The 22,933-nt window shown below is 59.4% G+C and carries 21 protein-coding genes and 2 tRNA genes; 10 read left to right on the top strand and 13 right to left on the bottom strand.

The genetic code is table 11. The features are described from left to right. The first annotated feature begins 43 nt into the window (after positions 1 to 43). On the top strand, positions 44 to 1,852 hold the full coding sequence (gene recJ, locus QSK43_RS03285) for a single-stranded-DNA-specific exonuclease RecJ (RefSeq protein WP_442967783.1): 1,809 nt from the start codon (positions 44 to 46) through the stop codon (positions 1,850 to 1,852). A gap of 117 nt (positions 1,853 to 1,969) precedes the next feature. Here recJ and QSK43_RS03280 read toward each other — a convergent pair. From QSK43_RS03280 to QSK43_RS03255, 6 genes are all read right to left on the bottom strand, one after another. Next, positions 1,970 to 2,044 (bottom strand) — tRNA-Glu (locus QSK43_RS03280). 349 nt (positions 2,045 to 2,393) lie between these two features. Further along, positions 2,394 to 2,468 (bottom strand) — tRNA-Glu (locus QSK43_RS03275). Positions 2,469 to 2,776: 308 nt separating this feature from the next. Beyond that, the gene (locus QSK43_RS03270) at positions 2,777 to 3,550 is read right to left on the bottom strand and encodes an amino acid ABC transporter ATP-binding protein (protein WP_045018370.1); all 774 of its coding nucleotides are present in this window, start codon (positions 3,548 to 3,550) and stop codon (positions 2,777 to 2,779) included. 12 nt (positions 3,551 to 3,562) lie between these two features. Continuing rightward, positions 3,563 to 4,720 carry an amino acid ABC transporter permease gene (locus QSK43_RS03265; protein ID WP_045018371.1) on the bottom strand — a complete coding sequence of 386 codons (1,158 nt, stop codon included), beginning with the start codon at positions 4,718 to 4,720 and terminating at the stop codon, positions 3,563 to 3,565. Between the two features lie 3 nt (positions 4,721 to 4,723). Next, entirely contained in the window at positions 4,724 to 5,920 is a 1,197-nt protein-coding gene (locus tag QSK43_RS03260; protein ID WP_332302295.1) for an amino acid ABC transporter permease, read from the bottom strand. 105 nt (positions 5,921 to 6,025) lie between these two features. After that, entirely contained in the window at positions 6,026 to 7,048 is a 1,023-nt protein-coding gene (locus QSK43_RS03255) for an amino acid ABC transporter substrate-binding protein (RefSeq protein ID WP_045018375.1), read from the bottom strand. Between the two features lie 373 nt (positions 7,049 to 7,421). Between QSK43_RS03255 and QSK43_RS03250 the strand changes: the two genes are divergently transcribed. After that, on the top strand, positions 7,422 to 8,609 hold the full coding sequence (locus tag QSK43_RS03250; RefSeq protein WP_332302294.1) for a cystathionine beta-lyase: 1,188 nt from the start codon (positions 7,422 to 7,424) through the stop codon (positions 8,607 to 8,609). Positions 8,610 to 8,611: 2 nt separating this feature from the next. Here QSK43_RS03250 and QSK43_RS03245 read toward each other — a convergent pair whose 3' ends face one another. Both QSK43_RS03245 and QSK43_RS03240 read right to left on the bottom strand, forming a co-directional pair. After that, positions 8,612 to 9,793, bottom strand: a complete 1,182-nt coding sequence (locus QSK43_RS03245) for an FAD-dependent monooxygenase (protein WP_332302293.1) — start codon at positions 9,791 to 9,793, stop codon at positions 8,612 to 8,614. A gap of 28 nt (positions 9,794 to 9,821) precedes the next feature. Continuing rightward, positions 9,822 to 10,067: a zinc-finger domain-containing protein gene (locus tag QSK43_RS03240; RefSeq protein WP_045016369.1), complete on the bottom strand. Its 246-nt coding sequence runs from the start codon at positions 10,065 to 10,067 to the stop codon at positions 9,822 to 9,824. A 170-nt stretch (positions 10,068 to 10,237) separates the two neighbouring features. Here QSK43_RS03240 and QSK43_RS03235 point away from each other — a divergent pair, with 170 nt between their 5' ends. From QSK43_RS03235 to QSK43_RS03225, 3 genes are all read left to right on the top strand, one after another. Then, positions 10,238 to 11,014 carry an alpha/beta fold hydrolase gene (locus QSK43_RS03235; protein WP_332302292.1) on the top strand — a complete coding sequence of 259 codons (777 nt, stop codon included), beginning with the start codon at positions 10,238 to 10,240 and terminating at the stop codon, positions 11,012 to 11,014. 142 nt (positions 11,015 to 11,156) lie between these two features. Beyond that, positions 11,157 to 11,981: a serine O-acetyltransferase gene (gene cysE / locus QSK43_RS03230; protein WP_045018381.1), complete on the top strand. Its 825-nt coding sequence runs from the start codon at positions 11,157 to 11,159 to the stop codon at positions 11,979 to 11,981. Between the two features lie 150 nt (positions 11,982 to 12,131). Next, on the top strand, positions 12,132 to 12,335 hold the full coding sequence (locus QSK43_RS03225; RefSeq protein ID WP_003515356.1) for a DUF3126 family protein: 204 nt from the start codon (positions 12,132 to 12,134) through the stop codon (positions 12,333 to 12,335). 106 nt (positions 12,336 to 12,441) lie between these two features. On the opposite strand, the gene fdhA is transcribed toward QSK43_RS03225, so the two are convergent. Next, a complete protein-coding gene (gene fdhA / locus QSK43_RS03220; protein WP_332302291.1) occupies positions 12,442 to 13,632 on the bottom strand; it encodes a formaldehyde dehydrogenase, glutathione-independent in 1,191 nt (396 codons plus the stop codon). Between the two features lie 301 nt (positions 13,633 to 13,933). Then, the gene (locus tag QSK43_RS03215; RefSeq protein WP_332302290.1) at positions 13,934 to 14,806 is read right to left on the bottom strand and encodes an ATP-binding protein; all 873 of its coding nucleotides are present in this window, start codon (positions 14,804 to 14,806) and stop codon (positions 13,934 to 13,936) included. Between the two features lie 206 nt (positions 14,807 to 15,012). Between QSK43_RS03215 and yajC the strand changes: the two genes are divergently transcribed. The 5 genes from yajC (at position 15,013) to QSK43_RS03190 (ending at position 19,883) form a co-directional block, all read left to right on the top strand. Further along, positions 15,013 to 15,360, top strand: coding sequence for a preprotein translocase subunit YajC (yajC, locus tag QSK43_RS03210; RefSeq protein WP_045018386.1), 348 nt, complete (start codon positions 15,013 to 15,015; stop codon positions 15,358 to 15,360). Positions 15,361 to 15,442: 82 nt separating this feature from the next. Further along, positions 15,443 to 18,004, top strand: a complete 2,562-nt coding sequence (gene secDF / locus QSK43_RS03205; RefSeq protein ID WP_332302289.1) for a protein translocase subunit SecDF — start codon at positions 15,443 to 15,445, stop codon at positions 18,002 to 18,004. Then, positions 18,004 to 18,396, top strand: coding sequence for an Mth938-like domain-containing protein (locus QSK43_RS03200; RefSeq protein WP_045018389.1), 393 nt, complete (start codon positions 18,004 to 18,006; stop codon positions 18,394 to 18,396). Before secDF ends, QSK43_RS03200 begins: the two co-directional genes overlap by 1 nt. 23 nt (positions 18,397 to 18,419) lie before the next feature. Beyond that, positions 18,420 to 19,265: a phytoene/squalene synthase family protein gene (locus QSK43_RS03195; RefSeq protein WP_332302288.1), complete on the top strand. Its 846-nt coding sequence runs from the start codon at positions 18,420 to 18,422 to the stop codon at positions 19,263 to 19,265. A gap of 159 nt (positions 19,266 to 19,424) precedes the next feature. Continuing rightward, a complete protein-coding gene (locus QSK43_RS03190; protein WP_332302287.1) occupies positions 19,425 to 19,883 on the top strand; it encodes a hypothetical protein in 459 nt (152 codons plus the stop codon). Between the two features lie 20 nt (positions 19,884 to 19,903). Here QSK43_RS03190 and QSK43_RS03185 read toward each other — a convergent pair whose 3' ends face one another. The 3 genes from QSK43_RS03185 to lipB form a co-directional block, all read right to left on the bottom strand. After that, complete coding sequence (locus QSK43_RS03185) at positions 19,904 to 20,839, bottom strand: DMT family transporter (protein WP_332302286.1); 936 nt, start codon at positions 20,837 to 20,839, stop codon at positions 19,904 to 19,906. A gap of 73 nt (positions 20,840 to 20,912) precedes the next feature. Then, positions 20,913 to 21,980, bottom strand: a complete 1,068-nt coding sequence (locus QSK43_RS03180; protein ID WP_332302285.1) for an NAD(P)-dependent alcohol dehydrogenase — start codon at positions 21,978 to 21,980, stop codon at positions 20,913 to 20,915. 66 nt (positions 21,981 to 22,046) lie between these two features. Next, positions 22,047 to 22,778 (bottom strand): lipoyl(octanoyl) transferase LipB, encoded by a 732-nt coding sequence (lipB, locus tag QSK43_RS03175; protein ID WP_332302284.1) that lies wholly within the window; start codon positions 22,776 to 22,778, stop codon positions 22,047 to 22,049. Positions 22,779 to 22,933 lie beyond the last annotated feature (155 nt).

Here is a 22,933-nt window from a genome sequence, read left to right as displayed (position 1 = left end):
ACAAGGCGCGGATGCGCACTCGCATGACAGGACGATGGACAGGATGGCAATGATGGAGCCGGCCGATACCGTGGCCCGCGCGTTTCTAAGCGTGGAGCGGTCGGCCACAGAGCAACGCTGGGTTTCGCGGCTGGATCAGGCCGCACAGAACCGTGCGCTGGCCATGTCCCAGATCCATGCCATTCCCGAACTGATTGCACGGGTGCTGGCCGGGCGCGGGGTGGGTGTGGATGAGGCCCTCGCTTTCCTCGATCCGACCATCCGTTCGCTGATGCCCGATCCGCACATGCTGACAGATTGCGAGAAAGCGGCCGAAAGGCTGGTCCGCGCTATCGACAGGGGGGAGAAAGTCGCAATCTTTGGCGATTACGACGTCGATGGTGCTGCTTCTTCCGCATTGATGTATCGATTTCTCGCGCATTTCGGGCTGACGCCGGAAATCTACATTCCAGACCGGATTTTCGAAGGTTACGGACCAAACCCGGCGGCGATGCAGCAGCTTGCCGCCAATGGCGCGACCTTGATCGTCACCGTCGATTGCGGCTCCACCAGCCATGAATCACTGAACGCCGCCAAAGATGCGGGAACCGATGTGGTGGTAATAGATCACCATCAGGTCGGTTCGGAACTGCCGCCGGCGGTGGCGCTGGTCAATCCCAACCGGGAAGACGATCTTTCGGGGCAGGGGCATCTCTGCGCCGCCGGTGTGGTGTTTCTGGTGCTGGTCGCCACCCTGCGGCTGCTGAAAGACAGACGCAACCGGCAGGCCTTCACGCTCGATCTGCTGGCGCTTCTCGATATCGTCGCCCTTGCCACCGTGTGCGACGTGGTGCCGCTGAAGGGGCTCAATCGTGCCTATGTGGTGAAGGGGCTGATTGCCGCGCGCCACATGAACAATGCGGGGCTTGCCGCGCTGTTCAAGAAGGCGGGGCTGGGGGGGCCGGTGACGCCCTATCATTTCGGTTTCCTGATCGGGCCGCGCATCAATGCCGGCGGCCGCATCGGCGATGCCGCGCTCGGCAGCCGTCTCCTGACCATCGAAGACCCATCCCAGGCGGAAGTCATCGCCGAAAAGCTCGATGAACTGAACCGTGAGCGACAGGCGATGGAAGCCGTGATGCTGGCCGAAGCCGAAGCGGAGGCGCTTTACGAGTATGGCGACGGCTCCGGCGCCGGTGTCATCGTCACCGCCCGTGAAAACTGGCATCCGGGCATCGTCGGGCTGCTCGCCTCGCGTCTGAAAGATCGTTTCCGCCGCCCGGCCTTCGCCATCGCTTTCGATCCCTCTGGCAAGGGTACCGGTTCCGGCCGCTCCATTAATGGTTTCGATATGGGCCGGATGGTGCGCGCCGCCGTGGATGCGGGATTGCTGGTCAAGGGCGGTGGCCACGCCATGGCCGCCGGCCTCACGGTGGAACGCGCCAATCTCGGCAAGCTCAGGACTTTCTTCGAGGAAGCCGCCGTAAAGACGGTAAGCGAGCTGGTGGAAAGCAGCGTGCTGAAGATCGATGGCGCGATCGGTGCGTCGGGCGCGACATTGCAGCTCGTCGATCAGCTGGAGCAAGCCGGTCCTTACGGCTCCGGCCATTCACAGCCGATCTTCGCCGTGCCTGCCCATCGGCTGCGCGATGTGCGCCTCGTCGGTACCGCCCACGTCAAGATCACGCTGGAGGCCATGGATGGCTCTCGGCTGGACGGCATCGCATTCCGCGCCGCAGAGGCCCCTCTGGGGCAGATGCTGCTGAATGCGCGCGGCAGGTCCATCCACGTCGCGGGCACCGTGGGCGCTGATTTATGGCAGGGTCAGAGGCGTGTGCAGTTGCGCGTTCTGGACGCGGCTTTCGCACCCTGACGGGCTGCGGATCAAGCTTCAATTTCAGGGGAAAACGCCGAGGGACGGCCGGAGCCTTTTCTCTCACGCATCGCGTTAGGACTTCTGTGCATAATGCTGATTTTGCAGGAGAAGAAATGGTACGCCCTAGGGGAGTCGAACCCCTCTTTTCAGAATGAAAATCTGACGTCCTAACCGATAGACGAAGGGCGCGTACACATGTGGTGTGGCGCCCTTATAGTCAGGCTCCCGTTGGTCCGCAAGCGGAAAAATCGATTTTTTTCGCTTCGTGACGAGTTTTTTTACCGGGGCGCAGGGGCTGTGGAAAACCGTAACGGACGAGGCCAAGACTTTGAAATAACGGTCCTATCGTCGAACGAAAAAGCAGGTTTTACCGTCCTACCGAGTGGATGCCGGAGGCTTAGCCGGCGTCTGCAGGGAAATCGGTTCCCGGCAATCCATCGTCGCAAAGAAAGGGCGATCAGCCTGATGAGCGACGACAATTGCTATCGAAGCGTATTACGTTTTTTAGAAGGTTTTATGGGGAGAACACGACAGCAAATGGTACGCCCTAGGGGAGTCGAACCCCTCTTTTCAGAATGAAAATCTGACGTCCTAACCGATAGACGAAGGGCGCGTACACTTGCGGTGTGGCGCCCTTATAGTCAGGCTCCCGTTGGTCCGCAAGCGGAAAAATGCATGATTTGACAAAAAAATGACAAGGGCGGCCAAAGCCCCTGAAAAACAAGGATTCCTGTTTCGTAACAGATGGTTAAAGAGGTGGGGCGAGGGCCGCCTTCGGTCTCCTGCATGCCGGGTTTTCGCGGGAATCGCGACATATGTCGTGCTTCGTGAGGGGACGGGACGGTCAGTCGTGCGTCTTTGCGGCATAAAAAAACGGGGCTTTGCAGCCCCGTTTTTCCGTTGTCACCGATTGCAGTGTTTTTAATGCAGAATCTGGCTGAGGAACAGCCTGGTGCGCTCGTGCTGCGGATTGTCGAAGAATTCGGCAGGCGAGTTCTGTTCGACGATCTGGCCCTGATCCATGAAGATGACGCGGTTGGCGACCTGGCGGGCGAAACCCATTTCGTGGGTCACGCACAGCATCGTCATGCCGTCTTCGGCAAGACCGACCATGGTGTCGAGTACTTCCTTGACCATTTCCGGGTCGAGCGCCGATGTCGGCTCGTCGAACAGCATGATCTTCGGCTTCATGCACAACGAGCGGGCAATCGCCACGCGCTGCTGCTGGCCGCCGGAAAGCTGGCCGGGGTATTTATGGGCCTGCTCGGGGATCTTGACGCGTTTCAGATAGTGCATCGCCACTTCCTCGGCTTCCTTCTTGGGCATCTTGCGAACCCAGATCGGCGCCAGCGTGCAGTTCTCGAGGATCGTCAGGTGCGGGAAGAGGTTGAAGTGCTGGAACACCATGCCGACTTCGCGACGTACTTCGTCGATCTTCTTCAGATCATTGGTAAGCTCGATGCCATCGACGTTGATCAGCCCGGACTGATGTTCTTCCAGCCGGTTGATGCAGCGGATCATGGTCGATTTACCCGAACCCGAAGGACCGGCGATGACGATACGCTCGCCTTTCATCACCTTGAGGTTGATGTCGCGCAGGACGTGGAAGTCGCCATACCACTTGTTCATGCCGATGAGTTCGATCGCCACGTCCGTTGTCGAGACGGCCAGTTTTTTTGTTTGGGTTTCTGCCATTTTGAGCGTCCCTTATCGTTTATGCCCGGTGTCGAGGTGCCGTTCCATGAACAGCGAATAACGCGACATGCCAAAGCAGAATATCCAGAATACGAAGCCTGCGAAAATATAACCCGTCATTGCGGTGACAGGTGTCGCCCAGTTCGCATCCGATTGGTTGAGTGTGACAATGCCGAGCAGGTCGAACATGCCGATGATGGAGACCAGCGACGTGTCCTTGAATAGCCCGATGAAGGTGTTGACGATGCCCGGAATGACGAGCTTCAGCGCCTGCGGCAGCACGATTAGCCGGGTTTTCTGCCAATAGTTCAGGCCGAGCGAATCCGCCCCTTCATATTGCCCCTTCGGTATTGCCTGCAGGCCGCCACGGATCACCTCTGCCATATAGGCCGAGGAGAAGAGCGACACGCCGACCAGGGCGCGCAGGAACTTGTCGAAGGTCCACCCATCGGGAAGGAACAGCGGCAGCATGATGCTTGCGAAGAACAGGACGGTGATCAGGGGAATGCCTCTGATAACTTCGATGAAAAGCACGCATAGCATTTTGATCACCGGCAGGTTCGACCGCCGGCCGAGCGCCAGAAGAATGCCGAAGGGCAGGGACACCGCTATTCCGAAGAACGACAGGATCAGCGTGACCATCAGGCCGCCCCAGAGCTGCGTTTCCACCACCGGCAGGCCGAAGACGCCGCCGATGAGGAGGAAATACGCAATGATCGGCAGGATGATGAAAAGCGCCAGCGTGTTGAGCCGCTTGAACGGCGCTTTCGGAATGAGCATCGGTATCAGCAGGATGGTGAACATCACCATCACGAGGATAGGACGCCAGCGTTCGTCGATCGGATAACGGCCGAACATGATCTGGCCGAATTTCGCCGAAATGAACGCCCAGCACGCGCCCGACTGATCGTCGGGAAGCGCGCCGCCCTGAGAGGCGGTAAGGCAGGCGATGCGATCCGTGCCGGTCCATGCCGCATCTATGAACAGCCACTTGAAGAGTGGCGGCAGAAGATAGGCGAGGAAGGCGACGGCGAGAACCGTAAGGACGGTGTCCTTCGGTGTGGCGAAAAGTTTGGTGCGCAACCAATGGCTGACGCCTACCGCGCTCGAAGGCGCGGGTTTGGCTTCTTCAATGGTCTGGCGCACGAAAGCGGGATTGCTGATCGTCATCTGTTATCTTTCCACCAGGGCCATTTTCGCGTTCAACCAGTTCATGACCAAGGCCGTGAGAATGGACAGCGAGAGATAGAGAACCAGCCAGATCGCAACAACTTCGACCGCCTGTCCCGTCTGGTTCAGGATCGTGCCACCGACGGAGACGATGTCGGCGAAACCGACCGCGACCGCAAGCGAGGAGTTCTTGGTCAGGTTGAGATACTGGCTTGTCAGCGGTGGGATGATGATGCGCATCGCCTGCGGGATGACGATCAGACGCGTCGTCGTACTTGGGCGAAGACCCAATGCATCCGCTGCCTCGGTCTGCCCCTTCGCCACGGCCTTGATGCCGCCGCGAACGATCTCGGCGATGAAGGAGGCAGTGTAGAAGGAGAGCGCCAGAAACAGCGACATGAATTCAGGTGCGACGACCGCGCCGCCGGCAAGATTGAACCGCCCGGCAATCGGGAAGTCGAAGGTCAGCGGCGAACCAAGTGCGAGAAATGTTGCTGCGGGAAGGCCGATGAGGAGAAGCGTCAGCGTGATCCCGGTGCGGAATTGCTGGCCGGTTCTCTCTTGCCTCGCCTTTGCCCAGCGATAAACGAAGACGCTGATGATGACGGCGACCAGAAAGGCGAGCGGCATGAGCCAGGTGCCTTCTCCCCAAAGCGGCTTGGGAAAGAAGAAGCCGCGATTATTGAGGTAGCTTCCGAGCGGAAGCTCCAGCGAATCACGCGCCTGCGGCAGAACGGAGATGACGCCCTTGTACCAGAAGAAGATGACGAGCAGGGGCGGGATGTTGCGGAAGATTTCCACATAGGCCTGCGCCAGCTTGGAGATCAGCCAGTTGCTGGACAGCCGGGCGATGCCGACGATGAAACCGATGATCGAGGCGGCGATGATGCCGAAAAATGCGACCTGGATCGTGTTGAGGATACCAACGAGCAAAGCCCGGCCATAGGTCGCATCGCTGGTATAAGCGATCAGCGACTGGCCGATATCGAAACCGGCTCTTCCGTTGAGGAAGCCGAAGCCGGACGAAATGTTTGATCGTTGAAGATTGGTGATCGTATTCGTCACGATGATCCAGACGAAGGCGGTCAGGATGACGACTGTCAGAACCTGATAGAAAATTCCGCGTATGCGTGGATCATAAAGAAGTGACGACGCGCTTTGCGCGCGCGATCGTTGCGAACTGACCGCGTTGCCTGCCATAGGCACCTTTCCCTTTTATATGCTCTTTGCGAGCTTATTGTATAATTTTAAGTGGAGGCCGGGCATCGCCCAGCCTCCTTCAGGACTAACCGACGATGGGACCGATCAACGGACCGGCGGTGCGTATTGCAGGCCGCCCTTGGTCCACAGCGCGTTCTGGCCACGTTCGATCTTGAGCGGCGAGCCGGCGCCGACGTTGCGGTCGAAGACTTCGCCGTAGTTACCCACCAGCTTGACGATGTTATAAGCCCAGTCGTTCGTCACGCCGAGATCGGTACCGATCTTGGTGCCTTCTTCAGTGCCCAGCAGACGCTTGATGTCCGGGTTGGCGCTGTTCTTCTGCTCGTCGACGTTCTTCGAGGTGATACCCAGTTCCTCGGCGTTGACCATCGCGTAGTGAACCCAGGTGACAATGTCGAACCACTGATCATCGCCCTGGCGAACGGCCGGTCCAAGCGGCTCCTTGGAGATCACTTCAGGCAGAACGATGTTGTCTTCCGGGTTCTTCAGCTTGAGACGGATAGCATAAAGACCGGACTGGTCGGTGGTGTAGACGTCGCAACGGCCGGAATCATAAGCGGAAGTCGCGTCGGATTCCTTTTCGAAGACAACCGGATTGTATTGCAGGTTGTTGGTCTTGAAATAGTCGGCGAGATTGAGCTCGGTGGTCGTGCCGGTCTGAACGCAGACGGCGGCGCCGGAAAGCTCGAGAGCGGACTTCACGTTGAGGCCCTTCTTGGCGATGAAGCCCTGGCCGTCATAATAGTTGACAGTGCGGAAGTTGAAGCCGAGCGACGTGTCGCGGCTGATCGTCCAGGTGGTGTTACGGGTCAGAACGTCGACCTCGCCAGACTGGAGGGCCGGAAAACGGTCCTTGCTCGAAAGAGCGACGAATTTGGCCTTCGTAGGATCGCCGAAAACCGCAGTGGCAATACCACGGCAATAGTCAACGTCGATGCCGGACCATTCGCCCTTGTCATCGGGATTGGAAAATCCCGGAATGCCAGCGCTCACGCCGCAGGTGACGAAACCTTTTGACTTCACATCCTGAAGCGTCGCAGCCGAAGCGACCGAGGCTCCTCCCAAAACTGCTGCGCCGATTACGGCTGACAGAATTGCCTTTTTCATTTTTCCCAACCTTTGTTTGTTATCGTCAATTGGAAGAGGACCGGCATATTGACTTGCCCCAGCTCCCCCTTCAGCAAGATCTTTTCGATCCGCTTTTTCTATCACAATCGTAATTGGCAGCGGGGTCAAGACGTGCCGGCAATAATTGTGCCTATAAAACGGAATTTTCCAAATTTTGGTCGGGAAGTGTGCAAAGGGTGAAAATATAAGCATATTTTTGCGGAAATTTGCACTTGCGCGATTTTTGTATACTTCTTGTATGCTGTTTCGAGATGGATCAATACCAGACTGACGGAGGTCCCTCGGGACTTGACCTCGCCTTCGGCTCTACGCATTGTCGGTCGGTCGGTACCCCTTCGAAAGCTGATCTGAAATGACCAAGAAAAATGACCTGCTTTCCGCCGCAGGTGTAAATACGCGCCTGACCCATGGCGGCAACGATCCCGCAGACTGTTTCGGTTTCGTCAATCCCCCGATCGTGCGCGGCTCCACCGTGCTTTTCCCCGACGCGGCGACGCTTTCGACCGAAAATCAGAAATATACCTACGGCACCCACGGCACGCCGACGACCGATGCGCTCTGCAATCTCGTCAACGAGCTGGAAGGTTCTGCCGGAACCATTCTCGTGCCGTCGGGCCTTGCGGCGATCACCGTGCCGTTTCTGGCCTATCTCGGTGCTGGCGATCATGCGCTGATCGTCGATTCCGTTTATTATCCCACGCGCCGCTTCTGCAACATGATGCTGAGGAAGCTCGGTGTGGAAGTGGAGTATTACGATCCTGCGATCGGCGCGGGCATCGAGGCGCTCATCCGGCCGAATACGAAGCTCGTTCATCTGGAAGCACCGGGTTCCAACACGTTCGAGATTCAGGATGTGCGGCTGATCACCGAGATTGCCCACAGGCATGATTGCATCGTGACGATGGACAATACCTGGGCGACGCCGCTTTATTTCAAGCCGCTCGATTTCGGCGTCGACGTTTCCATTCACGCCGCGACCAAATATCCCTCCGGGCATTCCGATGTCCTGATGGGTTTCGTCTCGGCCAATGAAAAGCACTGGAAGGCGCTTTATCAGGCCAACACCAATCTCGGCATCTGCGTGACGCCTGATGACGCCTATCAGATCCTGCGCGGCATGCGCACCATGGGCATCCGGTTGGCTCACCACCAGAAAAGCGCGCTCGACATCGCCAGCTGGCTGGAAAGTCGCGACGATGTGGTGAGCGTTCTGCATCCGGCCTTGCCGAGTTTTGCCGGGCACGATCTGTGGAAGCGCGATTTCAAGGGCGCAAGCGGCGTCTTTTCCTTCGTGCTGAAGGCGGAAGAAGGCAAATACAAGCAGGCAGCGGCAGCTTTCCTCGATGCACTGACTTTCTTCGGGCTTGGCTATTCCTGGGGCGGATACGAATCGCTTGCCGTGTCGGTATCGCTTGTCGACAGGACTATCGCCAAAGGCCCATCGGAAGGCCCGGTCATCCGCCTTCAGATCGGGCTTGAGGATGTTGCCGACCTCAAGAAGGATCTTGAAGTCGGGTTTGCTGCGACGGCTGAGGTTTAACCTCAGCCTTTGGCGCGGTAGCCGTAAAGCCAGTCGAAGTCTTTCAAGAAGGCTTCCGTGGGGCGCGTCGAAAAAACGAAGTTCCGGGCCAGACGGGCAGGGCCTGCGGCATGATAGGCGAAACGATTGAGAGAGGCCCGTTTGCGGGCCTTTTCTATACGCGGCAAGCGCAGCGCCTCGAAGGCGGCAAGGGCTTGCGACACGGTCAGCGATGTTCCGGCCAACGTCCCGGAAAACGCGCCTGCAAGTTCAAATGCATCCTCGATGGCCATCGCGGCCCCCTGTGCGGCAAAGGGCAACATGGCATGGGCGGCGTCGCCGATCAGCACCGTATCGCGGCCATTGTGCCAGCGTCCGGGACCGGCCTGATAAAGCGGCCAGAAGGTCGGGTTTTCCGATGACGCCAGCAGCCGGACGATATCCGGGCTCCAGCCGCGAAACTGTTCGAGCAGCATGGCTTTTTGCCGCCCGCTCGATTCCGCCCGCCATGTCGCGCCGGGATCGGCGCCGAGCGCGATGGCGACGATGTTGTAGCCGCCAATCTCTTTCAGCGGATAGGCGACGACATGGCCGCCCGAACCGAGATAGGCGGTCACAGCACTTTTGTTGATGGCGGAAGGAACATCTTTTGTCGCGACCGTGAAGCGCCAGGCAACATTGCCGGAAAAGGTAGCGACGGGGGCGGAGGGGACGGCAAAACGGGCCACCGACCAGACGCCGTCTGCGCCGACGATCAGGTCATGATCGCGAAAGGTGGTCGCGGCGATAATATCAGCAGTGGCGTTTTCGACAGGTTTGCCGAGATGCAGGCGGCAGAGCGGATTGCGGGTTACCGCATCAAGAAGCGCGCTTTGCAATGTCGAGCGGTGAAGGACGCCATAGGGTGCGCCCCAGCGTGCGCGGGCAACGGCGCCCATGGGTAGGGATAACAGCGTCGCAAGCGATTTTCCGTCAGCCAGATCGACGCTTGCCGGTTCGGTCCAGCGCGCCTCGATTGCGGGCAACACGCCGAGTTCGGCGAGGATGCGGGCAGCATTTGGCGATAGCTGCAAGCCCGCGCCGACCTCCGTCAGCTCGGCGGCCTGTTCGATGATGTCGCAGCTGACGCCGTGCCAGGCAAAAGAAAGGGCGGCGGTGAGACCGGCGATGCCGGCACCGACAATGGCTACGGATTTGATGGGCATGGTGCGCCCCGATCAGGAAAGGGGAAGGTCAGGCGGCCTTCACATGGAAGACGCAGCCGGGAGGATTGGTCTGCTCGGCCTTCAGCGACGGATTGTAGCGGAAAAGGGTGGAGCAGTAGGAACAGACCTTTTCGTTGTCGTCGCCCATATCGATGAAGATGTGGGGATGATCGAAAGGAACCGAAGCGCCGGTGCACATGAATTCCTTGACGCCGATCTCGATCACGCTGTGTCCGCCATCGTTCTGGAAGTGGGGAATGGAATGCCCGGCCATGTTCGTCTCCAAATGCAATATCGTGGTTAAGCCGCAGATCGTCATCGAGCATGGGCTCATTGTTGCGGATATGTAGCCCCAAACGCATTGCATCTCCATAAAAATCGTCAGGAAAACATGTTCAAAATTGCGATTTCCTGCCATATGGTCCGGCAAAAAGGATGTCCTTGATGAATCTCAACATGCCGCAATTTTCCGATTTTTCCCATGACGGCCTTCGCCTTGCCTATTTCGACGAGGGCGATGCGGCGGGCGATCCGGTTCTGTTGATTCACGGCTTCGCCTCCAGCGCCAACGTCAACTGGGTGCATCCCGGCTGGCTGAAGACGCTGGGAGACGCCGGTTATCGGGTAATCGCCATCGACAATCGTGGCCATGGCGCAAGCGACAAGCCGCACGATCCGGAAGCCTATTATCCGCCCGTCATGGCTGATGATGCGGTGGCGCTGCTCAATCACCTCGGCATCGCGGAGGCCCATGTGATGGGCTATTCCATGGGCGCGCGCATTTCGGCCTTTCTGGCGATGGCCCATCCCGAGCGTGTGCGCTCGCTGGTTTTCGGTGGGCTCGGCATCGGCATGGTGGAAGGTGTCGGCGACTGGGATCCTATTGCCGAGGCGCTTCTGGCGCCCTCGCTTGAGGTCGTCACCCATGAACGCGGCCGCATGTTCCGCGCCTTTGCCGACCAGACGAAAAGCGACCGGCTGGCGCTTGCAGCCTGTATCGAGACGTCGCGGGTTCTCGTCACGCGCGAACAGGCGGCAAAGATCGATGCGCCGACATTGATTGCGGTTGGAACCAATGACGACATCGCCGGATCCGGCGCGGAGCTGGCCGCGATCATGCCGCATGCGCGGGCGATCGACATTCCCGGCCGCGATCACATGCTGGCCGTTGGTGACAGGGTGTTCAAGGCGGCGGTTCTGGAGTTTTACCGTACCCTTTGAGCGGGACGTCAAGAAACGCTTTTTCATGCTGCATGAAGAAAAACTGAAGCCTTGCCGCCTTTAAAGTCGCCATTCGAATCCCATTTCTAATGCACGTCTTTTTCTGTATAAAGAACGACCACTGCAAACGAGGAGACCATTCATGGTCGCACGTACCGAGGCCCGTCAGCCCGAACAGCTGGCGATTGTCGATCCGATCTGGGGTAGCCTGCTGCACGAGGCCAGAAGCGCCGTGGCGCAGGACCCGCTGCTTTCGGCCTTCCTTTATTCGACGATTCTCAATCATCGGTCTCTGGAAGAATGTGTGATCTATCGTATCTGCGAACTCCTCGATCATCCCGACATGCAGGCCGTTCTCCTGCGCCATACCTTCCAGGACATGCTGGATGACTGGCCGGAATGGGGAAGCGTGCTGCGCGTCGATATCCAGGCGGTTTACGATCGCGATCCGGCCTGCACGCGCTTCATGGAGCCGCTTCTTTATTTCAAGGGATTTCAGGCCATCCAGACCCATCGCCTTGCCCATTGGCTGCTGCAGAAGGGCCGCCGGGATCTGGCGCTTTATCTGCAAAGCCGCTCGTCGAGCATTTTCCAGACGGATATCAATCCGGCGGCACGCATCGGCAAGGGCATCTTCCTTGACCATGCCACCGGGCTGGTGATCGGTGAGACGGCGGTTATCGGCGATAACGTTTCCATCCTGCATGGCGTGACCCTCGGCGGCACCGGCAAGGAGGGGGCGGACCGCCACCCGAAGATCGCCAATGGCGTGATGATCGGGGCAGGCGCAAAAATCCTCGGCAATATCGAAATCGGCAGCTGCTCGCGCATCGCTGCCGGTTCGGTGGTGCTGAAGCCGGTTCCCCCGAAGACCACGGTTGCCGGTGTGCCGGCGCGCGTGGTGGGAGAAGCAGGGTGTTCCGAACCCTCGCGTCTGATGGACCAGGTCATCGGAGCCGATATCTGACGGGTCCGGTATTTCTCGATCGTCCGTGTGGAAGACACCGTGTGAAAGACATGGCCTGTGAAAGACATCGGCGATGTGCCGCTTTCACTTTACTTTGGCCTTTGTCCCATGCCAAAAGCGGCGCAACGCGAACCGCACAGGAGAATAGTGGTGAAAGCCGACGAAATCAAAAAACTCGACGCCTATTTCAAGCGCACCTTCAATGAAAAGATGGTTGTGAAGGCGCGTCCCCGTAAGGACGATTCCGCCGAAGTTTATCTTGGCGAAGAGTTCCTCGGCGTTGTCTACATCGATGACGAGGACGGCGACCGCTCGTACAACTTCTCCATGGCGATCCTCGACGTCGATCTGTGATTGTCACCACCAGGTGATATTGTCGATTTAAAAGAACCGCCCGCGACGGATCACGTCGCGGGCGGTTTTTTGCTGCGTATTTTCAGGTTAGTTTTAGAGGCTCCCGTCAGGACGCTTTCAGCAGATCGCCATGCGGATCGAGGACGAACTTGGTTGCCGCACCCTGATCGAAGCTCTCATATCCCTGCACGGCATCATCGAGCGCGATGATCTTGGCGTTGACGATGTCGGCAATCGGCAGACGGTCGTGCAGGATCGCCTGCATGAGCTGGCGATTATATTTCAGCACCGGCGTCTGGCCGGTATGGAAGGATTGGGCCTTGGCCCAGCCGAGACCGAAGCGTAGCGACAGACTACCCTGTTTCGCTGCAGCATCGACGGCGCCGGGGTCCTCGGTAACGTAGAGGCCCGGAATGCCGATGGAGCCGGCGGCGCGGGTGATTTCCATCATCTGGTTGAGAACGATGGCGGGCTGTTCACCGCCCGCATGGCCGCGCGCTTCGAAACCGACGGCGTCAATGGCGCTGTCGACCTCGTTGGTGCCGACGATTTCGGCGATCATGTCGCCCAGCCGGTCGCCCTTGGAAAGATCGACGGCCTCGAAACCGACATTTGCTGCGTGCGCCAGGCGATCCTTGTTGAAATCACCGACCATCACGACGGCGGCACCCAGAATACGGGCGGAGGCGGCAGCCGCCAGACCGACCGGGCCGGCGCCGGCGACATAGACCGTGGAGCCGACGCCGACGCCGGCCTTGACCGCGCCGTGGAAGCCGGTCGGCAGGATATCGGAGAGCATGGTGAGATCGCGGATCTTGGACATCGCCCTGTCGCGGTCGGGGAACTTCAAGAGGTTGAAGTCGGCATAGGGGATGGTGACGTATCTGGCCTGTCCGCCGATCCAACCGCCCATATCGACGTAACCGTAAGCACCGCCGGCGCGTGCGGGGTTCACCGTCAGGCACACGCCGGTATCCTGCGATTTGCAGCAGCGGCAGCGCCCGCAGGCGACATTGAACGGCACCGACACGATATCGCCGATATCAAGCATCTCGACGTCGACGCCTTTTTCGATGACTTCACCGGTGATTTCGTGGCCGAGGACGAGGCCGGGCATCGCCGAGGTGCGGCCGCGCACCATATGCTGGTCGGAACCGCAGATATTCGTGGAAATCACCTTGAGAATGACCGCGTGCTCGATACGGCGGCCATCCGGCGCCTCCAGCTTCGGGTCGTCGATGTCACGGACCTCGACCTTGCCGGGCCGCAAATAGACGACGCCTCTGTTCCTGCTCATATCCATCTCCTCCTTGGGTTGAACATCAATGCCGGCCCGCTCCTCTGCGGACAGGATGTCGTCGAAACTCACGCGCGAACCCCTATGCGGTTCGCGTGGAATCTCATCGGCGAAGGGATGGAAAGAAGAGCAATCGGCACGTTTGGGCAAACGTCGCCTGTCTCCCGATCACCGTCCGCCGCAGATACCGGCGTTTGCCGGATATGTGCAGCAAACCATTTGGCGGGCGGTGGGGCGTTCGGGAATACGACAACGCCTATAGTCGCAACGACACCGGCTCTCGCCTGGTGTCACGGTGGCGTTATCTGTCGATCGATTTTCTCAGGCGGCCGGCGGCATCCTGTATATATTGCCAGGCAACGCGGCCCGAGCGGCCGCCACGCGTGGTCGCCCATTCCAGTGCCTCGTGGTGCAGGGTGTCGCGATCAAGGCCGAGGTCGAAATGGGCCGCATAGCTGTCGATCATCGTCAGATAATCTTCCTGGCCGCATTTGTGGAAGCCGAGCCACAGGCCGAAGCGATCCGACAGCGAGACCTTTTCTTCCACGGCCTCCGAAGGGTTGATGGCGGTGGACTGCTCGTTTTCCATCATGTGGCGCGGAAGAAGATGGCGTCGGTTGGACGTCGCATAAAACAGCACGTTGTCCGGCCGTCCCTCGATGCCGCCGTCGAGCGCCGCCTTCAGCGACTTGTAGGCCGTGTCGTCGTGATCGAAGGAGAGGTCGTCGCAGAAAACAATGACGCGCTCGCCGGAGGCCTTCAATATGTCGAGCAAAGCGGGCAGGGTGTGGATATCCTCGCGGTGCACCTCGACCAGTTTCAGGGGAACGCCGCTTGCGGCCCGCACATCTTCGTGAACGGCCTTCACCAGCGAGGATTTTCCCATGCCGCGTGCGCCCCAGAGCAGCACGTTGTTGGCAGGAAAACCATCGGCGAAACGCAGGGTGTTTTCATGCAGGATGTCGCGCACATGATCGACGCTGCGAATGAGTTTCAGCGCGATGCGGTTGGGACGCGAGACCGGCTGCAGAAAGGAATTGACCGGCGTCCAGACGAAACAATCCGCCGCATTCCAGTCGTTCACGGCGGGTGCCGGACCCGCCAGACGTTCCACGGCAACGTTCAGCCTGCGCAGTTCGGCAAGAAGCAGGGTGGCCGTTTCTTCTCGAATCATGGTGTTTCTTCCGCTTGTCCGGTGTTCAAAACGATGTTTTCGTCCCGGCCTAGCATGGCGTTTCCGGCCCATAAAGGTTAAGAGGTCCGGAATCGGTACGGCGTGGCCCTGCATCTGTTGCATTCCCGGCGTTCCCCACTATATTCCGGCGGCTTGAAAGCTGGGGCGGCATACGAGGTCGTGCCGTAATCGTTGAGGAGTTTTATATGTTTATTAGTCAAGCTTTTGCCCAGGACGCAACGGGCGGCGCATCGGCCTTCGGTTCCGGCCTTGAAATGCTTTTCCTGTTTGCGCCGCTTATGGTGGTCTGGTACTTTTTCCTCATTCGCCCGCAGCGCGCGCAGATGAAGAAGCGCCAGGAAACACTGACCAATATTCGCCGTGGCGATCAGGTCGTTCTTGGCGGCGGCATCGTCGGCAAGGTGATCAAGGTTATCGACGACAATGAACTCGAAGTCGAAATCGCCGAAGGCGTGAAAATCCGTGCCGCTCGTGCATATATTGCCGAAGTGCGCGTGAAGGGCGAAGTGGTCAAGACGGAAGCCGCTTCCTGATCCTGCCGGACAACCGAACGCCCGATTGCGAATTTTGACGGGTTGCGCCACTCGCGCAACCCCAACCCTGACCGAGATCGAAATGCTTCATTTTTCCCGTTGGAAAACAGTCTTCATCTGGCTGCTTGTGCTGGCAAGCGTCTTCATCGCCTCTCCCAACCTGTTTACGGACAAACAGCTGGAGGGCATGCCTGCCTGGTACAAGGACAACAAGGTAACGCTCGGTCTCGACCTTCAGGGCGGCTCGCATATCATGCTCAAGATCGAGCGTTCCGATATCGTCAAGGAACGCCTTGAAACGATCGTGGGAGATGTGCGCACGCAGCTTCGCGACGCCAACATCCGCTATTCGGGCCTGACGGGCAACGGCCAGCAGATTCAGGTCCGCATCAGCGATCCCGCTCAATACGAAGCGGCGAAAACCGCACTTCGGGACCTGACGCAGCCGGTGTCCGCCGGAACGCTGGTCGGCGGTTCCATTACCGAAGTGGCGATGAGCGACGGCGGCGACAATCTGTTGCGGCTCAACCTGACCGATGAAGGCGTCGACTACCGCCTGTCCTCGGCCGTGTCGCAGTCGATCGAAGTCGTGCGCCGCCGCGTTGACGAAGTCGGCACCACCGAGCCGCTCATCCAGCGTCAGGGTTCCGATCGCATCATCGTGCAGGTTCCGGGCCTTCAGGATCCGCAGCGCCTGAAATCGCTTCTCAACCAGACGGCAAAGCTGTCCTTCCGCATGGTCGATACGACGATGCCGGCGCAGGAGGCCATGAACGGCCGTCCGCCCGCGACCTCCGAGGTTCTCTATTCGCAGGACGATCCGCCGGTTCCCTATCTGGTCGAACGCCGCGCGCTCGTTTCCGGCGACAATCTCGTGGACTCGCAGGCCAGCTTCAACCAGCAGACCAACGAACCCGTCGTCACCTTCCGCTTCGACAGCCGCGGCGCGCAGCGCTTTGCGCAGGCGACGCAGCAGAATGTCGGCAAGCCGTTCGCCATCGTGCTCGATAACCAGGTCATTTCCGCGCCTGTGATCCGCGAGCCTATCATCGGCGGTTCGGGGCAGATCTCCGGCAGCTTCTCCGTTCAGGGCGCCAACGACCTTGCCGTTCTCCTGCGTGCGGGTGCTCTGCCGGCGACGCTCACCGTGGTCGAGGAACGCACCGTCGGCCCAAGCCTCGGTAACGACTCCATCACGGCGGGCCTTACGGCAAGCGCCATCGGCGCCGTCGGCGTGCTCATTTTCATGTTCGTTTTCTACGGCTTCTTCGGCCTGCTCGCGAACATCGCGCTCATCGTCAACATCGTCATGCTGCTCGCTGTCCTCAGCGTGATCGGATCGACGCTGACCTTGCCCGGTATTGCCGGTATCGTCCTGACGATCGGCATGGCGGTGGATTCCAACGTTCTGATCTATGAGCGAATACGCGAAGAGGTGAAGAGTGGAAAACCGCTGATCCAGGCACTGGATAACGGTTTCACGCGCGCCTTTGCGACCATTGTCGACGCCAACCTGACGACGCTGATCGTGGCGAGCGTGCTGTTCTACATGGGCACCGGTCCCGTCAAGGGCTTCGCCGTCACGCTTGCGGTCGGCATCATTACCACCGTCTTCACGGCCTATACGCTGACGGCCTGGATGTTCGGCTACTGGGTTCGCCGCAGCCGTCCGAAACATATGCCGAAGGGCGTCCGCACCGCCATGTTCGACGGTCGCGACATTCCCTTCATGCGCTATCGCCGCGTGGTGTTCATGATCACCGGCGCGGTCATGCTCGCCTGCGTCGGCGGTTTCGTGGCCAAGGGCCTGAACCTCGGCATCGACTTCCAGGGCGGTTCGGTCATCGAAGTGCGCGCCAAGCAGGGAGAGGCGGATCTTGCCGATATCCGCGAGCGTCTGAACCAGCTGAATCTCGGTGAAATCCAGGCGCAGAATTTCGGCACGCCGCAGGATGTTCTCATCCGTATTCAGGCGCAGGACGGCGGCGAAAATGCCGAGCAGTCGGCGATCACCCTGGTGCGTGGCGAGCTTGAGGACAAGTACGATTTCCGCCGCGTCGAAGTGGTCGGCCCCGCCGTATCCGGTGACCTGACCGTCACTTCCACGATCGGTGTTGTGCTCGCCATGGCAGCGATCATGGTCTACATCTGGGTTCGCTTCGAGTGGCAGTTTGCACTCGGCGCGGTCATCTCGATGGTGCACGACGTGGTCTTCACCATCGGCTTGTTCGTCTTCCTGGATATAGAGTTCAACCTGACCAGTATCGCGGCGATTCTGACGATCATCGGTTATTCGCTGAACGACACCGTCGTCATCTACGACCGTATCCGCGAAAACCTCAGGCGGTACAAGAAGATGCCGCTGTCGATGATTATCGACGTGTCGCTGAACCAGACGCTGTCGCGCACGATCCTCACCGGTCTCACCGTGCTTCTGGCTCTGCTCGCGCTCTACATCTTTGGTGGCGAAGTCATCCGCTCCTTCACCTTCGCCATGTTGTTCGGCGTCGGTATCGGTGTGTTCTCGTCGCTCTACATCGCCGCTCCGGTGCTGATCGCCTTCAAGCTGCGTCCCGATAGCAAGGACGCGGAAGACGAGAAGGACGAGAAAACCAACGCCATCGGCGGCAAGCCCGCCGTCTGATGGCCGGCGGGATCGAAATACGCCCGGCCCATTTTCCCGGCCGGGCGCCCATCGATGCTTATGGCAATTTCGGTTTCCGCTTTGCCGACATGTCGCATCGCGGTTCGCTGCTGTGCCTGCCTTCCGGCATTCATGGCTGGAGCCCCGTCGATGCGAAAGAATTGACGCTCGAACATTTCGACATGGTTCTGGCGCAAGCTCAGGATATCGAGGTGCTTTTGATCGGCACGGGCGATGGCATGCGGGTCTTGCCGAAGGAACTGCGCGCGGCCTTCAGGGACGCGGGCATTTCGGTCGATCCGATGAGCACGGGTGCTGCCGTGCGCACCTATAACATCATGCTTTCGGAATCGCGCGCCGTGGCTGCGGCGCTGATTGCCGTCGAAGGCTGACAGGACGTTTCGGGCGGGGAACCATGGCACCCACAGAAAATCTCGACGTCTGCCTTGCGACGCTGCGCGACACCGATCGCGACCGTTATCTCGCATGCCTTTTGTCTCCCGCAGACAAGCGCGCAGCACTCGCAGCACTTTACGCCTTCAATGCCGAAATTGCCCGTATCCGCGATTCCGTTCGCGAGGCGCTGCCTGGTGAAGTGCGCATGCAATGGTGGCGCGATCTTCTCGAGGGCAATGCGCATGGCGACAGCCAGTCCCATCCCGTTGCCGCCGCTCTTTTAACCGCGATCGAGCAATATCGCCTGCCTCGGCCGGTGCTGGCCAATATGATCGAAGCGCGCATCTTCGATCTCTATGACGATCTGTTCGAGGATCGAAACGCCCTTGAAGGTTACGCCGGTGAGACCGCATCGGCCCTGATCCAGCTGGCGAGCCTCGTGCTTTCACCGGAAGACGCCCCGGCAAGCGCGGAAGCGGCGGGACATGCGGGCGTGGCGCAGGCCATGGCCGGCATTCTGCTGCTGATGCCGCTGCATCGGCGTCGTGGGCAGGTCTATGTTCCCGCCGACATGCTGGCGGCTGCCGGGCTCGACCGCGAGACGTTTCTCGAAGGCGAAGACAAGCAGCGCATCGGCATAGCTATCGAGATTTTTGCGACGCATGCGCTGGACCATATGCAGAAGGCCAGACGCGCGAAGATTTCCAGGAACATCTTTGCTGCCTATCTCCCCGTCGCTTTGTCCGGCCCGGTCATCGTTGCCGCCAGAAAGGCGGGAGCGGGCGTGTTGGAGGGCGAGGTGCAGCTGTCGCAGCTTCGCCGGCAATGGCTGCTGGCGAAGGCGTCGTTCCTCAAGCGCTTCTGATTTCGCAACCCGTGCACGACATGGCAAAACGATGCCGATCTTCGCATCGATTTTGAGGAGCCACACTTCACGCAAGCCTCGGTCTATATGTAGCTGAGCCGGGTTCGCATCGTTTCGATTCGCGAATCGCGGTGTCTCGGTGCTGAGGGAGCGTCCCGGATGAATATTGCGATCTGGATTATCGTTTTCGTACTGCTTTCGGTCTTCGCTGTTTATGCCTGGCGCATGACGCGGGCGACGGATGACGATAACAGCCATGATGTGGGGCAAGCGATCATGGATTTCGCCCGCGCTTTTCCCAATGAGGCGATCAGAAGCCTGCATATGAGCGTGGACGGCGGTGCGGCCTTTGTGCGGCTGCACGACAACAAGGCCGGCTTCATGCGCAATATGGGGTCTCATTACGTATGTGTGCTGATCGATCCCGAGCGGATAAGGGTCGAAAGTCTGGAAAGCGGTGACGGTTTCGTCGTTACCTTTTTCGATATGCCGAAATATAGCGGCTCATACCGCTTCAAGTCCGCCGGGGAGGCGGCCGAGGTTTCCCTGTGGCTGCTCGGCAGCCTTGTGGAGGCGCAGGACCATCACGACGAAGGAACGCTGCCCTCAGGCACCTGAGGCGCGCGTGGGTGTCGGCGTCATTGCCCGTTGAGCAGCGGGTTGGTCTGTACCTGTGTGCGCTCGCGCCAGATGATGAACAGGCCTGATGCGACGATGATGAGGATGCCGAGCCATTTCGACGGCGTCGGGAAATCCGAAAACAGCGCATAACCGAGCACCGTCGCTGAAATGATCTCGAAATACTGGAACGGCGCGAGCAGCGATAGCGGCGCCAGCCTGAAGGCCCTGACGATCAGGAGGTGCATGTAGCCGGATATCGATCCCAGCAGGATGAGCAGGGTGAGGGTGAAACCGGACTGCGGAAGCGAGATCGCGAAATCCTTGTCACCGATCGCATCGCCAGCCAGAAGTGCCGCACCCATGAATACCGTGCCGGCAATGCCGGACATGGTCTGCATGACGAGCGGGCTGTCGGCATCGCCGATGGCGCGGTTCAGGAACAGGTAAAGCGTGTAGAGAAACGCGCAGGCGACCGGCAGAAGCGACGTCCATCCGAAGATTTCGAAACTCGGCTGAATGACGATCAATGCACCGCCGAAACCCACCGCAATCGCCGTCCAGCGTTTCCAGCCGACTTTATCACCGAGGAAGAGAGCCGACATCATCGTCAGCATGAAGGGCTCGACGAAATAGATCGCAAAGACATCGGCGAGCGGCATGTATTTGACGGCGGCGAAGAACATCAAGCTGGCGCTGGCGTGCAGCACGCCGCGCAGGCAATTCATCCATGGCCGCTTAGCGCTGAACAGCGCTTTCGGCGACACCAGAAGCAACAGGGGCAGGGTGCACAGAAGCTGGAAGAAGAACCGGTAAAACGTCACCTGCGCAGGCGACATGCCACCGCTGACCGCCATGTATTTGGCGATGGCATCCATGATTGGCAGCACGAACATGCAGCCGGCCATGATGGTCATGCCCTTGGCGACATTGTTGAAACCGGTCTCGCTGGTCATGGGTCTGGCTGCGCTTTCGACCGAAAGGTCCAACGAGAAAAAAGGAGCGCCGGAAGGCGCTCCCCTCGAAGGGTCAGGCGGCTTTCTGGCGCGGCAGGCTTTTCATATCAATGACGAAGCGATAACGCACATCGCTTTTTATCATGCGTTCATAAGCGTCATTGATCTGATCGATATCGATCATTTCGATTTCGGCGGCGATGCCTTTTTCGGCGCAGAAGTCGAGCATTTCCTGGGTTTCGGGAATTCCGCCGATCATCGAACCGGCAAAGGTCTTGCGGCCGGGGATAAGGCTGAAAGCGTGAACCGATAGTGGCTTTTCAGGCGCGCCGACCTGTACCAGCGCGCCGTCGCGTTTCAGCAAGGCGAGATAGGCGTTGATGTCATGGTCGGCGGCAACCGCGTCGATGATGAGGTCGAGGCTGGAAGCGGCCTTTTTCATCTGGTCGGCATCGCGCGAGACGATTACTTCATGGGCGCCGAGTTTCTTGGCGTCTTCCGCCTTGCCAGGCGACGTGGTGATCATCACCACCGTCGCGCCCATGGCATTGGCGATCTTGACCGCCATATGGCCGAGGCCGCCAAGACCGACGACGCCGATACGCTTGCCAGGACCGGCGTTCCAGTGCCGCAACGGCGAATAGGTGGTTATGCCCGCGCAGAGCAGCGGTGCGGCGGCGGCCGGATCCAGCCCTTCAGGGATATTGAGCACATAACGGTCATCGACCACCACATGGGCGGAATAACCGCCCAGCGTATGCGCGCTGCCGCCCATGGCCTTGTCAGGCGAATTATAGGTGCCGGTCATGCCGTTTTCGCAATATTGCTCCAGCCCTTCGGCGCAGCTTGCGCATTCACGGCAACTGTCGACGATACAGCCGACGCCGACGCGGTCCCCCGTCTTGAACTTGGTGACCTGCGCGCCCACCCGCCCGACGCGACCGATGATCTCGTGGCCGGGGACGCAAGGGTAGAGGGAACCCGGCCATTCGCTGCGGGCCGTGTGAATATCGGAGTGGCAGACGCCACAGAACTCGATCTCGATTTCGACATCGCGCGGACCGGGATCGCGACGCTTGATGGTCGCGAGCTTCATCGGCGCAGAACCGTCATCGCAGGCATAGGCGGACGTTGTAAACATGGTCGTTCCTCCTCTTATGGTGATCGATGCCGGAAACGCCGGCTGGCGGCAAAGGTTGCGGGCCAATCAGCCGGCATAGCTGGTTTCGGGTACTGCCTCGCCAAAAACCTCCTCGAAGGCCTCGCGCAACAGAACGTCGACGTCGCCGATCATAACCGGCAATCCGAGATCGACAAGGCTGGTGACGCCGTAGGCGCTGATGCCGCAGGGCACGATGCCGGTAAAATGCGTGAGGTCGGGATCGACATTGATCGACAGCCCGTGGAAGCTCACCCATTTCCGCAACCGGATGCCAAGAGCGGCGATCTTGTCCTCGGCCATACCGCCGCCGGGAAGCAGGGGTTTCTCCGGCCGCCTGACCCAGACGCCGACACGGTCCTCGCGCCGCTCGCCGCGCACATTCATCTTGTCGAGCGTGCGGATGATGACATTCTCCAGCGCCGCCACATAGGCACGGACATCCTGTCGCCGCCGTTTCAGGTCGAGCATGACGTAGACGACGCGCTGTCCCGGCCCGTGATAGGTATATTCGCCGCCGCGCCCCGTCGCAAAGACCGGAAAACGATCCGGTTCAATGAGGTCAACGGCATCGGCGCTGGTGCCTGCGGTATAAAGCGGCGGATGTTCCAGAAGCCAGACGAGTTCGTCGGCCTCGCCGTTGGCGATGGCGGCAACTTCCCGCTCCATTTCCTCCGTCGCCACCTCGTAAGGGACGAGACCTTCCGAGATTCGCCAGCGGACGGGCGGCGAGCCGGCGACCGGCAGCATATTTGTCTCGATATCCGTACGTGTGAGCATGAAAAAGTCCTTTCCACAGCCTTCTCGCAAAATGACGACAAGGCGGCAACCCCAGCATTTGCGGGCTTCCTGCATATAGGGTGGGTCGGCGCGATTTTTAATTTCAAAAAACTGTCACGACGCTCTTGTGCACCGAAAATCCTTTTGCTACATGC

The organism is Rhizobium sp. GR12, assembly GCF_036596185.1.
In the GTDB taxonomy this organism is placed as follows: Bacteria; Pseudomonadota; Alphaproteobacteria; order Rhizobiales; family Rhizobiaceae; genus Agrobacterium; species Agrobacterium nepotum.
Note: the sequence above shows the minus strand (reverse complement) of the source record. Positions and strands in the feature narration are given on the sequence as shown.

Excerpts from the sequence above, each read along its gene's own strand:
- cysE (WP_045018381.1), top strand. The coding sequence starts at position 11,157 with ATGGTCGCACGTACCGAGGCCCGTCAGCCCGAACAGCTGGCGATTGTC.
- yajC (WP_045018386.1), top strand. The coding sequence starts at position 15,013 with ATGTTTATTAGTCAAGCTTTTGCCCAGGACGCAACGGGCGGCGCATCG.
- QSK43_RS03190 (WP_332302287.1), top strand. The coding sequence starts at position 19,425 with ATGAATATTGCGATCTGGATTATCGTTTTCGTACTGCTTTCGGTCTTC.
- QSK43_RS03200 (WP_045018389.1), top strand. The coding sequence starts at position 18,004 with ATGGCCGGCGGGATCGAAATACGCCCGGCCCATTTTCCCGGCCGGGCG.
- QSK43_RS03185 (WP_332302286.1), bottom strand. The coding sequence starts at position 20,839 with ATGACCAGCGAGACCGGTTTCAACAATGTCGCCAAGGGCATGACCATC.
- QSK43_RS03255 (WP_045018375.1), bottom strand. The coding sequence starts at position 7,048 with ATGAAAAAGGCAATTCTGTCAGCCGTAATCGGCGCAGCAGTTTTGGGA.
- QSK43_RS03180 (WP_332302285.1), bottom strand. The coding sequence starts at position 21,980 with ATGTTTACAACGTCCGCCTATGCCTGCGATGACGGTTCTGCGCCGATG.
- QSK43_RS03250 (WP_332302294.1), top strand. The coding sequence starts at position 7,422 with ATGACCAAGAAAAATGACCTGCTTTCCGCCGCAGGTGTAAATACGCGC.
- QSK43_RS03270 (WP_045018370.1), bottom strand. The coding sequence starts at position 3,550 with ATGGCAGAAACCCAAACAAAAAAACTGGCCGTCTCGACAACGGACGTG.
- secDF (WP_332302289.1), top strand. The coding sequence starts at position 15,443 with ATGCTTCATTTTTCCCGTTGGAAAACAGTCTTCATCTGGCTGCTTGTG.
- QSK43_RS03195 (WP_332302288.1), top strand. The coding sequence starts at position 18,420 with ATGGCACCCACAGAAAATCTCGACGTCTGCCTTGCGACGCTGCGCGAC.
- QSK43_RS03240 (WP_045016369.1), bottom strand. The coding sequence starts at position 10,067 with ATGGCCGGGCATTCCATTCCCCACTTCCAGAACGATGGCGGACACAGC.
- QSK43_RS03235 (WP_332302292.1), top strand. The coding sequence starts at position 10,238 with ATGAATCTCAACATGCCGCAATTTTCCGATTTTTCCCATGACGGCCTT.
- recJ (WP_442967783.1), top strand. The coding sequence starts at position 44 with ATGGCAATGATGGAGCCGGCCGATACCGTGGCCCGCGCGTTTCTAAGC.
- QSK43_RS03265 (WP_045018371.1), bottom strand. The coding sequence starts at position 4,720 with ATGACGATCAGCAATCCCGCTTTCGTGCGCCAGACCATTGAAGAAGCC.
- lipB (WP_332302284.1), bottom strand. The coding sequence starts at position 22,778 with ATGCTCACACGTACGGATATCGAGACAAATATGCTGCCGGTCGCCGGC.
- QSK43_RS03260 (WP_332302295.1), bottom strand. The coding sequence starts at position 5,920 with ATGGCAGGCAACGCGGTCAGTTCGCAACGATCGCGCGCGCAAAGCGCG.
- QSK43_RS03215 (WP_332302290.1), bottom strand. The coding sequence starts at position 14,806 with ATGATTCGAGAAGAAACGGCCACCCTGCTTCTTGCCGAACTGCGCAGG.
- fdhA (WP_332302291.1), bottom strand. The coding sequence starts at position 13,632 with ATGAGCAGGAACAGAGGCGTCGTCTATTTGCGGCCCGGCAAGGTCGAG.
- QSK43_RS03245 (WP_332302293.1), bottom strand. The coding sequence starts at position 9,793 with ATGCCCATCAAATCCGTAGCCATTGTCGGTGCCGGCATCGCCGGTCTC.